This is a genomic window from Stenotrophomonas sp. Nf1 (genome assembly GCF_003028475.1).
In the GTDB taxonomy this organism is placed as follows: domain Bacteria; phylum Pseudomonadota; class Gammaproteobacteria; order Xanthomonadales; family Xanthomonadaceae; genus Stenotrophomonas.
The window spans coordinates 657,321-668,998 of the sequence record NZ_PYTV01000001.1 but is presented as its reverse complement, the minus strand read 5'-3'; the positions used below and the strand labels follow the sequence as shown (position 1 = coordinate 668,998).

General features: G+C 67.0%; 12 protein-coding genes. 5 read left to right on the top strand and 7 right to left on the bottom strand.

The window, feature by feature from the left end; all coding sequences use genetic code 11:
- Window positions 1–8 precede the first annotated feature (8 nt).
- Entirely contained in the window at window positions 9–1,169 is a 1,161-nt protein-coding gene (locus C9412_RS03245) for an HlyD family secretion protein (RefSeq protein ID WP_107230287.1), read from the top strand.
- A gap of 86 nt (window positions 1,170–1,255) precedes the next feature.
- Here the strand turns inward: C9412_RS03245 and C9412_RS03240 are convergent, their stop codons facing one another.
- Together C9412_RS03240 and gltX are read right to left on the bottom strand one after the other, a co-directional pair.
- Entirely contained in the window at window positions 1,256–1,747 is a 492-nt protein-coding gene (locus C9412_RS03240) for a Fur family transcriptional regulator (RefSeq protein WP_107230286.1), read from the bottom strand.
- A 34-nt stretch (window positions 1,748–1,781) separates the two neighbouring features.
- Window positions 1,782–3,185, bottom strand: a complete 1,404-nt coding sequence (gene gltX / locus C9412_RS03235) for a glutamate--tRNA ligase (protein ID WP_107230285.1) — start codon at window positions 3,183–3,185, stop codon at window positions 1,782–1,784.
- Between the two features lie 133 nt (window positions 3,186–3,318).
- Here gltX and C9412_RS20485 point away from each other — a divergent pair, with 133 nt between their 5' ends.
- Both C9412_RS20485 and C9412_RS20480 read left to right on the top strand, forming a co-directional pair.
- A complete protein-coding gene (locus C9412_RS20485) occupies window positions 3,319–3,657 on the top strand; it encodes a hypothetical protein (RefSeq protein WP_146160115.1) in 339 nt (112 codons plus the stop codon).
- A gap of 9 nt (window positions 3,658–3,666) precedes the next feature.
- Window positions 3,667–4,311, top strand: a complete 645-nt coding sequence (locus C9412_RS20480; RefSeq protein WP_146160114.1) for a hypothetical protein — start codon at window positions 3,667–3,669, stop codon at window positions 4,309–4,311.
- A gap of 51 nt (window positions 4,312–4,362) precedes the next feature.
- Here the strand turns inward: C9412_RS20480 and C9412_RS03220 are convergent, their stop codons facing one another.
- The 5 genes from C9412_RS03220 to creB form a co-directional block, all read right to left on the bottom strand.
- On the bottom strand, window positions 4,363–5,940 hold the full coding sequence (locus C9412_RS03220) for a M20/M25/M40 family metallo-hydrolase (RefSeq protein ID WP_107230282.1): 1,578 nt from the start codon (window positions 5,938–5,940) through the stop codon (window positions 4,363–4,365).
- A 105-nt stretch (window positions 5,941–6,045) separates the two neighbouring features.
- The gene (locus C9412_RS03215) at window positions 6,046–6,456 is read right to left on the bottom strand and encodes a hypothetical protein (protein WP_107230281.1); all 411 of its coding nucleotides are present in this window, start codon (window positions 6,454–6,456) and stop codon (window positions 6,046–6,048) included.
- Window positions 6,457–6,466: 10 nt separating this feature from the next.
- Window positions 6,467–7,786 (bottom strand): cell envelope integrity protein CreD, encoded by a 1,320-nt coding sequence (creD, locus tag C9412_RS03210; protein ID WP_107230280.1) that lies wholly within the window; start codon window positions 7,784–7,786, stop codon window positions 6,467–6,469.
- A gap of 81 nt (window positions 7,787–7,867) precedes the next feature.
- Window positions 7,868–9,328: a two-component system sensor histidine kinase CreC gene (gene creC, locus C9412_RS03205; protein WP_107230279.1), complete on the bottom strand. Its 1,461-nt coding sequence runs from the start codon at window positions 9,326–9,328 to the stop codon at window positions 7,868–7,870.
- 3 nt (window positions 9,329–9,331) lie between these two features.
- The gene (gene creB, locus C9412_RS03200) at window positions 9,332–10,057 is read right to left on the bottom strand and encodes a two-component system response regulator CreB (protein WP_107230278.1); all 726 of its coding nucleotides are present in this window, start codon (window positions 10,055–10,057) and stop codon (window positions 9,332–9,334) included.
- Window positions 10,058–10,092: 35 nt separating this feature from the next.
- Between creB and rlmJ the strand changes: the two genes are divergently transcribed.
- Window positions 10,093–10,950, top strand: coding sequence for a 23S rRNA (adenine(2030)-N(6))-methyltransferase RlmJ (gene rlmJ / locus C9412_RS03195; RefSeq protein ID WP_107230277.1), 858 nt, complete (start codon window positions 10,093–10,095; stop codon window positions 10,948–10,950).
- Window positions 10,951–11,045: 95 nt separating this feature from the next.
- The gene (locus C9412_RS03190; protein WP_046987672.1) at window positions 11,046–11,591 is read left to right on the top strand and encodes a GNAT family N-acetyltransferase; all 546 of its coding nucleotides are present in this window, start codon (window positions 11,046–11,048) and stop codon (window positions 11,589–11,591) included.
- Window positions 11,592–11,678: the final 87 nt, after the last annotated feature.

Genomic DNA, 11,678 nt, shown 5'->3' with positions numbered 1-11,678 from the left:
CCACTGCCATGCCTCCGGTTCCGCCCCGTCCTGACGACGCCGACGACGTCACCCCACCGCCACCGACCGACGCCGCCCCCGCGCCGACGCCGGTCGAACCGGCCCTGCCGCCGAAGTACCTCAAGCCCAGCGCACGCAGCGTGGTGGTGATGGTGGTGGTGGCGCTGCTGGGCATCGCGCTGATCCTGCGTGCCTGGCACCTGTGGCCGTTCACCAGCGCCGTGATGGTCACCGACAACGCCTATGTGCGCGGGCAGATCACGGTGATGGCGCCGCAGGTGAACGGCTACGTCACCGAGGTGCTGGTGAAGGATTTCCAGCATGTGAAGCAGGGTGAGCCGTTGCTGCGCATCGATGACCGGATCTACGCACAGCGCGTTGCGCAGGCGCAGGCCACGCTGGACAGCGCGCGTGCGGCGCTGGCCAATTCGGACCAGTTGCAGGCGCAGAACCGCGCACAGATTGCTTCGGTGCACGCCACGCTGTCGGCCGGGCAGGCCGAACTGCAGCGCTCGCGCAACGAGCTGAAACGCTACGAGGAACTGGCCGCGCAGCAGCTGGTATCGATCAACGACCGCGACAAGTTCCGCACCAGCCAGGCCTCGGCGCAGGCCAGTGTGCAGCAGGCGCAGGCGCAGATCCGCATCGCCGAGGAAACCCTGGTCTCGACCCAGGTGGCGCGCAAGAGCCTGGAAGCGCAGGTGGAGAGTGCCCAGGCGCAGCTGGAGCTGGCCCGCATCGACCTGGCCAACACGGTGATCCATGCGCCGCGCGACGGCCAGATCAGCGAGGCCAGTGTGCGCGTGGGCCAGTACGTGGCCGCCGGCTCGCAGCTGCTGTTCCTGGTGCCGGATGCGTTGTGGGTGGTGGCCAACTACAAGGAAGGCCAGACCTGGCAGATGCGCATCGGCCAACCGGCCACCTTCGCGGTGGATGCGTTCCAGGGCCAGGTGCTGCGCGGCCATGTGGAGCAGATCGCGCCGGCCACCGGCTCGGAGTTCAGCGTGCTGCGGCCGGACAATGCCAGCGGCAACTTCACCAAGGTAGTGCAGCGGCTGCCGATCCGGATCTCGATCGATCCGGGACAGGACCTGGCGGCGCGGCTGCGCCCGGGCATGTCGGTGATCGCGCGGGTGGACACCGCGGCCGAGCCTGTACCGGCCCGGTAGAGTCGAGCTTGCTCGACTACCTCATGAAATGGGGTCAGATCCCTTTGCCTTTGGCAAAGGGATCTGACCCCACTCCCGCCGCCCGCTTACCCTGCGCAGCGCGCGCAGAGCCCGTGCACTTCCAGGGTCTGCGCCTGCGGCTGGAAGCCCAGTTCCTTGGCGCGCTTTTCCAGCTGGCTGACGATCTCGCGGTCTTCCAGCTCCACCGCGCTGTGGCAGCTGTTGCAGATCAGGAACGGCACCGAGTGCGCCGCGCTGCTGGGGTGATGGCAGGCCACGAAGGCGTTGACCGATTCCAGCTTGTGCACGAAGCCATTGGCCATCAGGAAGTCCAGCGCACGGTACACGGTGGGCGGGGCATCGGCGCCCACGCCCTTGCCGTTGCGCACCCACTCCAGCAGCTCGTAGGCCTTGACCGGCTTGCCGGCCTCGGCGATCAGCTTCAGCACATTGGCGCGGATCGGGGTCAGGCGCAGCCCGCGTTCGCGCGAGACACGCTCGACCACCGCCACGAAATCCGTTGCGTCATGGACGTGGTGGTGCGGGGCGGTACAAGCAGTGGCGGTCTTGGCGGGCATGCGCGTTCTCCGGTTCGGGCCTGGCAAGGATGCCTCAGGCCGTTGCTACCTTGGTGATGGCCACATCGATGCGTTTCAAGGCCTGCTCGCGGCCGGCCAGGTACACGGTCTGGGAAATGTCAGGGCTGACCTGGGTGCCGGTGATGGCCACGCGCAGCGGCTGGGCGACCTTGCCCATGCCGATCTCCAGTGCCGCGGCCGTGTCGTGCAGGGCCACGCCGACCGCTTCGGCGGTCCATTCCGGCAGCGCCGCCAGCAGCTCGCGGGCCTTGCCCAGCGCCACCTCGGCACCGGCCTTGAAATGCTTGGCCACCGCGGCCTCGTCGTAGGTGGTCAGCGGCTGGTACCAGACCACGGCGCTCTCGGCCATGTCCTTCAGGGTCTGCACGCGGTCACGCAGGGCCACCACCACGTCCTCCGGCGCCGGGCCGGCGGCCACGTCCAGGCCCAGCTTCTGCAGCTGGTAGACCAGGTGCGGGGCGATGCTGGCCGGCGTCTCGCTCTTCAGGAACTGCTGGTTGACCCAGCCCAGCTTGGCCATGTCCAGGCGCGAGGCCTTGGAATTGCAGTCCTTCACGTCGAACAGCTCGATCAGCTGCTGGCGACTGAACAGCTCCTGGTCACCGTGCGACCAGCCCAAACGGGCCAGGTAGCTCAGCAGCGCGTCGGGCAGGTAGCCGGCGTCCTTGTACTGCATCACGTCAGCCGCGCCGGTGCGCTTGGACAGCTTGGCGCCCTGCTCGTCCAGGATCATCGGCATGTGGCCGAACTTCGGCACCGGTGCACCGATGCCTTCGTAGAGGTTGATCTGGCGCGGGGTATTGTTGATGTGGTCGTCGCCGCGGATGACCTCGGTGATGCCCATGTCCCAGTCGTCCACCACCACCGCGAAGTTGTAGGTGGGGTAGCCGTCCGGGCGGAAGATGACCATGTCATCCAGCTCGCTGTTGGCGATCTCGATGCGGCCCTTGATCAGGTCGTCGAACACCACGGTGCCGTCCAGCGGGTTCTTGAAGCGGATGACGCGGTTCGGGTCGTCCTTGCGCGGCAGGCCCAGCTCGCGCGCCGCGCCGTTGTAGCGCGGCTTCTCCTGCCTGGCCATCGCGGCTTCGCGCATGGCATCCAGCTCTTCCTTGGTTTCGTAGGCGTAGTACGCCTTGCCGTCGGCCACCAGCTGCTCGGCCACTTCCAGATAGCGGGCCACGCGGTCGGTCTGGTAGATCGGGCCCTGGTCGTAGTCCAGGCCCAGCCAGTCCATCGCCTCCAGGATGGCGTCGATCGCCGCCTGGGTGCTGCGTTCACGGTCGGTGTCCTCGATGCGCAGCACGAACTCGCCGCCACGGTGGCGGGCCTCCAGCCAGCAGTACAGTGCGGTGCGGGCACCGCCGATGTGCAGGTAACCGGTGGGGCTGGGGGCGAAGCGGGTGCGGCAGGTCATGGAGGGCTCGAGGAACGGGAATCGGCACGATTTTACCGGATTCCTTGCCACTGAAATTGCAGCTTTCCTCATAGCCCCCTTTGCCGCCCCAACGGAACCTGAACATCCTTCAACGAGGCAAGGACGTTTCAAAGTGACCCACTCCTCCATCGCATCAGTTGTCGCCTCCGGATCGCGCGGCACCGCAGCCCAGAGCGAGCAGGGCCTGCTTGATCGAGGCTCCCTGAAGTCTGGCGCAGTGAAGGCGGTCTATGTGATTGCGGGACTGTTTACGGCGGGCCTCTTTGGCCTGGCTGAGTCCAAGGCTTCTACAACCGTCAAAATCAACAGCCATTTCTACACGTGTCAGAACTCGTGCGTCGTTTCGACGCGGCCGGGAGGAGGCTTTTCCGTCCGGGATAGTCGGGGCGGGTGGGTAACCAAGACGGCCGAAAAGGGCGAAGCACTTGTGGAAACCGGGCCATCAACCTGAGCGCTTCATATGAAGGCAAAAGCAACAGCACTCTGGCTGCTCGTGACTTCGGTATTGGTGGGTGCACTGGATTGGCACTTTTCGACAATCAGCCCTTCGCACAATTCTGCTGTGCAGGACTCCAGCGGCGCTTCAACAACCTCGCCAACCGTCGCTGATCGGGAACCCGCCAGCGTAGCCCCTCGTTCGGGCACAAATCCCCGCCTGCCGGATCGCCTTCCGGCTGACGCGCCCAACGAGGCCAATCTGATTTACGACGATGCACTGGATGAGAACCGAATCGACCAGCTGCTTGAAAACGCCGGCGCCTTCACTGCCATGATCCATGCCATGCACGCGGCAGCTTCAACAGACAGGGAAGTGCTGGAGTCGACCGCTCTGTTTTCCAGCCACCTCCAGAGCGGCCTGGTGGAGGAAGGCCACGCACGGACAGTGCTGGACTTCAGTTGCGGCCGACAGCTGTGCCTGGCACAGCTGTCAGATCCGGCCAGGGCTCCGTTGGATATCCGCCGCCTGATGCAGCATGACGGAGCGATTTACTTCCAGGCGGCGATTGTGTCCGATCAGGTGAAGACCCTCGACGGCAAACCATCGATCCGGGCCGTGTTCGCGATCGATCCGGCCATCAGCCAGATCGTCTCGATACCAGACTGAAAAGGTCTGCGGCGACGGAGGGGAAAACGACTTGATCCCCTCCGTCCCCTTTTACGGTTCCTGCTTGCGCGGGAACGACTGCTCGCGCATGGCGGCGTTGTAGGCGAACGAGGCGACGATGGCCGCGGCCTGCTTCAGGTCTTCCGGTTCGGCGTGGTCCCAGGTGTCCAGATGGGTATGGTGGACATTGGTGAAATAGTCCAGCCGGTCCTGGATGAACTGGAAGCCCGGCAGGCCGATGCGGTCGAAGCTGATGTGGTCGGTGCTGCCGGTGTTGCGGGTGGCCACGGTGGTGGCGCCGACGTCATGGAACGGCGCCAGCCAGGCTTCGAAGATCGGCATCGCCGCCAGGTTCTCCTGGGCGTAGATGCCACGGAAGCGGCCCGAGCCGTTGTCCATGTTGAAGTAGACCTGGAACTTGCCGTAATCGCGGGTCTTGTGCAGCGCGCCCGTCGGCTCACGCAGCGAGGCCGGCAGCGCCTTCTGCGCCGGGTCGGTGGGCTCGGGGAACTGGCCGAAGTGCTTGGCCACATAGGCCTGCGAGCCGATCAGGCCCTGCTCTTCGCCACTCCACAACGCCACCCGGATGGTGCGCTTGGGCTTGGCGCCGGTGGCCTTGAGGATGCGCATGGCCTCCATCATCACCGCCACGCCGGCGGCATTGTCGGCCGCGCCGGTGCCGCTGTGCCATGAATCCAGGTGCGCGCCGATCATCACCACTTCATCGGGCTTGCTGCTGCCGCGGATCTCGGCCAGCGTGTTGTAGCCGGGCTGGTCGGCCTCGTCGGTGAAGCGTGCGGCCACATCCACGCGCAGGCGCACGGTCTGCTTGGCCTCCAGTGCGCGCACCAGCGGATTGAAGTGCTCGCTGATCATCGCCAGCTCCGGAATGCCGACCGATTCACCGGCCTTGCGCGAGCCGCCACCGGCCACACGGATGATGCCGTTGTCCCAGCTGCTGATGCTGATCGAGGCCAGCGCACCCTCTTCGACGAAGAACGCATTGACCTTGGCCGTCAGCGTCTGCCGTTCCTGGTATTCCTTGACCCGCTTGGCGCGTTCAGCGGTGGCGTCCTTGTCCTTGGGCAGGGTGAATTCCTGCAGGCCTTCCAGCGAGGTGGCATCGTGACGGTGCGAATCAGCTTCGGTGCCGCGCTTGTACTCGCGCGCCTCGCCCAGCAGCAGGATCTTGCCGCGCAGCTTGCCGCGATATTTCTCGATGTCTTCGGGCTTCTTGATCTCGACCTGCACCAGCTCGCCTTCCACCGGGCCCTGCGTGCCCGGGGTCCAGGCCTTGGGCAGCGCGTGCAGCGGCTGGATGCGGTCACCCAGCATCTCCACGCTGGCCGAGGTGAATTCCCAGCCGCGTCCGAAATCATCGAAGGCTTCGTCGTGGACGTTGTCCAGCTTCCATTCGTTGAACTTGCCGCGGGTCCAGGCGTTGGCGCGGCCCATCGCCGGCGAATTGGTCAGGCGCGGACCGATGCGTTCGGTGAGATAGCTGAAGGTGTCCATCACCTGCGAACGATGGAACGCCTCCTGGCGGATGCGGCTGACCATGTCCAGGTCCACCGTCTCGCGCTGCTGCGCCCCTGCGTTGCCACCCATCGCCAGCGCTGCGGCCAGCATGCCCCACTTCAACACATCCCACCCCTGCCTTGCGGCCTGCTCATCAACCCGTCGAGTCTAGCCAGCGCGGGCGCGGCGATACCGTCCCATCGGTCATGGGGGCGATCACCCATTCCACCCCAGCCACAACTGCGCCCGTTCCGGCAGCAGCAGCAACCAGTGCCGCCGGTCGATGCTGCTGCAGCCGTACACCGCCGCATGTGCCGGCCAGTCCTCCGGCAGGCCCCTCATGCCGACCTCGGCCAGCGCCGCCGCCCCGGCCTTCCATGGCCGGTAACGCGGTACCCGGCCTGCCACCGCGCCACGTCCGTGCCGCGCGTCCTGCAACCAGCCCAGGCCCTGCCCCTGCAATCCTTCGCAGGTCACTGCGGCCAGCTGGAAGCGGACCAGGCCGGGGGCGATCCGTGCCCCCGGCAGGGCCGCCAGCACACCATGTGCCTGCAGCAGTGCATCCACCTCCAGCAGGGCCGGGATGCCCTGCTGTGCCCGTTGCCGCAATCCCTGGCGCCAGCTCATCGCACGCTCCTTACTTCGGTTCCACGCCGAGCGCGTACCAGTCGACCCGGCGGGTCACCCACATCGCCAGCGCCAGGATCACAAACAGCAGCAGCGAACCCATCAGCAACGCGTTGTTCTCCGACACCAGCAACCCATACAGCGCGCCGTACAGCACGGTCAGCAGCGCAGCAAAGCCGAGACCGCGCTTCCAGTGGCCCAGCACGTTGGCCAGGTACACCGCCTGCAGACCGATGCAGGCCACGGCCGAGACCATATAGGCCTTCCAGAACGCGATGTGCTCGGACAGGCTGATCAGCAGCAGGAAGAAGATCGCCAGTGCCAGGCCCACCATCAGGTACTGCAGTGGATGGATGCGCAGCGACTTGATCAGTTCGAACAGGATGAAGCCGACGAAGGTAAGCAGCACGAACAGCACGCCATACTTGGAAGCGCGATCGGCCTGGGTGTAGGTATCGACCGGATCGACCAGCGACACCGTCACCGCCTGCGAATCGATGGCCCCCTCGCTGCGCAGCTGGCGCTGGGCATCGGACGCCAGCGAAGACACCGCCCAGCGTGCATCGAAGCCCTGCGCATCGACGCGACGCTCGTTGGGCAGGAACGCGCCGCTGAACGACGGGTGCGGCCAGCTCGAGCGCAGCGCGATGCGGGTGTCATCGCCGACCGGCACCACCGACAGCATGCGGCTGCCATCCAGCCGCAGTTCCAGCTCCACCGAACTGCCGGCCAGGGTGCCGCCCTGGTTCGCGGCGAAACCGGCCACCGGCGCATGCAGGCCACGGCCGACTTCGCTGGCCGCGCCGACGCCGGGCAGCAGACGCACCTGCTTGCCATCCACACGCAGGTTGGGCGTGCCCACCAGCCCGCGCACATCGGAGATACCCAGTGCCACGTAGGGTTGACCGTAGACACGGCCGGCCTTCAGCGGATAGTCGTCGGCGGCGAAGGTCGCCTTCAACTGGCCATTCCAGCTGTACACCGGCACCTTGAACAGGCCGACTTCGCGCTGGCTCGGCAGCATCTCGCCCCCCACTTCCAGCGAAGCCGGCATCTGCAGCCAATGGCCTTCGGTGACCTGCTCTTCGGTCTTCTTGTTGCCCTTGGCGTCAACCACTTCAACCTGCTGGCGTTCCACCCACGGCACCACCCGCACCGGCCCGACCAGCTGCTGCGCACCGGCACGGCTGTCGGCCACCCGCGCGAAGGCTTCGTCGCGGTATTGGCTGCGCTCGCTGATGACCCCGCGGATCATCGTCAGCGGAATCAGCAGCAGCAGGATCAGTCCGCCGACAATGGCGAACCGCAGCAGCATCTTCAGGGATTTCATGGTCCATCCTCGTTGGAGAGGGCTGCAGGATGGACCGCTGCAGTGAGCAGGGTTTGTGGCGAAGTTGAAGCGAGTGTGAAGTCAGCGCCGCGGGCGCTGGCCCGTCGCGCCCAGTGGCAGCCACAGGCTGGCCACGGTACCGCCACCGTCGCGGGCATCGACACTGGCGCGGCCGTCGTGCAGGCGCGCGACTTCCTGCACGAATGGCAGGCCCAGACCGGAACTGCGCCGGCCGCTGCCGGGGCGGGCCAGCGAATAGAAGCGCTCGAACACCCGTTCGCGCGCATAGTCGGGAATGCCGGCGCCACGGTCGGCCACCTGCAGGCGCACGCCCTGCCCCTCTGCGTCGGCCTGCAGTGCCACCTCTGCACCAGCAGGTGAGAACGCAATCGCGTTGTCGATCAGGTTGTGCAGCGCCTGCCGCAGCAGATAGGCATCGCCCTGCACGGCCAGGTCGGGCACGCTGCCGATGCGGACCTGCACACCGGCCGCCTGCGCGCGCACCTGCGCCGCTGCGGCCGCATCGGCCAGCAACGCCGGCAGCGCGATCGGGTCGCGGGTCTGCAGCCAGCCGTGCTGTTCCACTTCGGCCAGCGCCAGCAGCTTGTCGATGGTCTCGGTCAGCCGCTCCTGCTGGTCGACGATGCTGCGCGCGAAGTGCAGGCGATCGGCCTCCGGCAGCGGCTCCTGCAGCAGCTCGGCGGCACCGCGGATCGCCGCCAGCGGGCTCTTCATCTCATGCGTCAACGACTGCACGTACTGCTCGACGTAGGCCTTGCCTTCCAGCTTGCGGCGCATCGTTTCCAGGGCCTGGCCCAGGTCACCGATCTCGTCGCGGCGCCGCCGTGGCGGTGGCACCGGTTCGCCGGCGGTGACCGCGCGTGCATAGCGGCTGAGCTGGCCCAGGCCGGTGGTCAGCCACATCGTCACCAGCACCCCGACCAGCGCCGACAACCCGATCAGCCAGACGCCACGCTCGATGATGGCGCGCTGGCTGGCGGCGATGAACGGATCGATGCTGCGGTTGGGTTGGGCCAGGCTGAGCACGCCGATCAGCGTTCGTCCATCGGCCGGGTCGTACACCGGGGCGGCCACGTGCATCACCGTATTGCCCTCCTCACCCGGCGTTTCCGGGCTGGAACGGGCGCCATATTCGCCGCGCAGGGTACGGTAGACATCATTCCAGCGCGAGTTGTCACGGCCCAGGTCGCGGCCGAGCGAATCATAGATGACGATGCCCTTGGCATCGGTGATGGTCACCCGGTAGTCCAGCGCGCGCTTCGGGAACCGCCAGACCATCGCTTTCAGGTCGCGCTGGCGTGCCTTGGCCAGGTTGCGGGTGAAGCTGCCGCTGCGGATGGTGCCGGACTTGACGTCGGCGGCGGCCATCTCGGCCAGCACGTTGGCGGCATCGACCAGGGTCGATTCCATCGCCTGGCGCACACCGGGCTTCACTTCGTTGACGAACACGCGCATCACGAAGAACGCGGCGATGCCGGTGATCAGGAAGAAGCCCAGGAACAGCTTCAGCACCAGGCGCATCGGCTACACCTCCAGCGCGTAGCCGAGGCCACGGTGGGTGCGGATCGGATCGTTGCTGGCCCCGGCCGCGCGCAGCTTGGCGCGCAGTGTCTTTACGTGCGTATCGACGGTGCGGTCGGCGCTGTCGGCACTGCTGTCCCAGCCCCGGTCCATCAGCTGGGCACGGCTGAGGATGGCGCCCGGGCGCTGCAGCAACGCCTCCAGCAATGCGTATTCGTAGCGGGTCAGGTCCAGCGGGTGGCCATTGAAGCGGATGCGCCGGCCTTCGCGATCAATGGAGAACGCCCCCTGTTCCTGCCAGCCGGCGTCGACACTGGCCACGGCCGCAACCGGCAGCACACGGCGCAGGCGTGCCCGCACCCGCGCCACCAGCTCGCGCGGCGAGAACGGCTTGGTCATGTAATCGTCGGCGCCCAGCTCCAGGCCAAGCACGCGGTCCACTTCATCGTTGCGCGCGGTCAGGAAGATCACCGGCAGCTGCGCCGCCGGCCCGGGTTGGGCACGCAGCCGGCGGCAGACCTCGAATCCGCCCAGGTCGGGCAGCCCGACGTCCAGCACCACCACGTCGATATCCCCGGCCTGCAGCCGCAACAGGGCCTCACCGCCCAGCAGGCAATGGCTGGCGGCGTAGCCTTCGCTGCGCAGCGCATAGAGCACGGTTTCGGCGATGGCGGTTTCGTCCTCGACCACCAGGACATGGGCAACGGGCGCTGTCATGGCGCGCAGCATAGCCGCTGCGGCCGCCGCCCCGTACACTGCCGCCCATGAACTATCGCCACGCCTTCCATGCCGGCAACCACGCCGATGTGCTCAAGCACATCGTGCAGCTGGCCCTGATTGACAGCTTCAAGCGCAAGGACAGCCCGTTCTTCGTGCTCGACACCCACGGCGGTGCCGGCCGCTATCTGCTGGCCAGCGAAGAGAGCCGCAAGACCCTGGAGGCCGAGTCCGGAATCATGCGGCTGATGGCCCAGCCCAAGCTGCCGGAGGTGGTCGAGCGCTACCTGAAGGCGGTTCAGGCCGGCAATCCGGTGGGGGCGATGACCACCTACCCCGGTTCGCCGCTGCTGAGCGCACAGGCGATGCGCGCGCAGGACCGTATGGCCGTGTGCGAGCTGCAGGAGGCCGAAACCGCCTCGCTGAAGGCGCTGTTCGCGCATGACAGCCGGGTCGGCGTGCATCCCGGCGATGGCTACGCGCTGCTGCGTTCGCTGCTGCCACCGAAGTTCAACGGCAGCAAGATCGGCCGCGGCCTGGTGCTGATCGACCCGCCCTACGAGGCGCAGGACGCCGAGTACCAGGCCGTCCTGGCCGCCCTGGCCGAGACCCTGGCACGCTGGCCGCAGGCCACCTGCGCGGTCTGGTTCCCGATCAAGCAGCGCCGCACCATCCTGCATTTCCTGCGCAAGGCCACCGCCCTGCCGGTGAAGTCGGCGATGACGATCGAGTTCCTGGTGCGCCCGGACGACTCACCGCTGCGCCTCAACGGCAGTGGCATGCTGCTGCTCAACCCGCCCTGGCAGTTCGACCGGGTGGTCGGCCCGGCCCTGCCGGCGCTGCGCCAGCACCTGGGTGAACCCGGTGCCAGCACCCGCCTGGATTGGCTCAAAGCGCCCGAATAACGGCCTTCACGAGGCTGTACCGCCGTGAGCCTTTCGTTCACGGAATGCAGCCCCGGTGATGCCACAATCGATGGACCACCAAGGAATCACCCGGTATGGCCACTCGCAACCGCATGCCGCCCTGGCATGAGATCTTCAAGGCTCCCAGCGGCCACGAGCTGCTGATCCGCCCCATCCGCCCGGAAGATGGCGCACCGCTGCAAGCGGCGTTCAGCCTGTTCGGGCCGGAAGAAATCCGTGACCGTTTCCTGCAGGCGGTGACCGAGCTGTCACCGGAAACCACCCAGCGCCTGACCCACCCGAATCCGAAGACCGAGATCACCCTGGTCGCGGCCGAGTCCCTGCCCGCTGGCGAAGCCGTGGTCGGCGCGGTCGCCCGGGCCTCGATCATCCCCGGCACCCGTGAGGCCGAGTACGCGATCCTGATCAGCCGCTTCCTGATCGGCCAGGGCCTGGGCCGGCAGCTGATGCGCAAGCTGGTGAAGTGGGCCCGCGGCAAGTATCTGGACCGCCTGTACGGCGATGTTGCCGCCGAGAACGAGCCGATGAAGCAGCTGGCCGCCTCGCTGGGCTTCAAGCCGGTACCGCACCCGACCGGGGCCGAGGGCCTGGTGCGGATGGTGCTGGAGCTGGACAACTGACCGTAGCGCCGGGCCATGCCCGGCGACGTTGATTCAACCGCTGCGCTCGCCGGGCTTGGCCCGGCGCTGCCCCGCTCACGTCGCGAT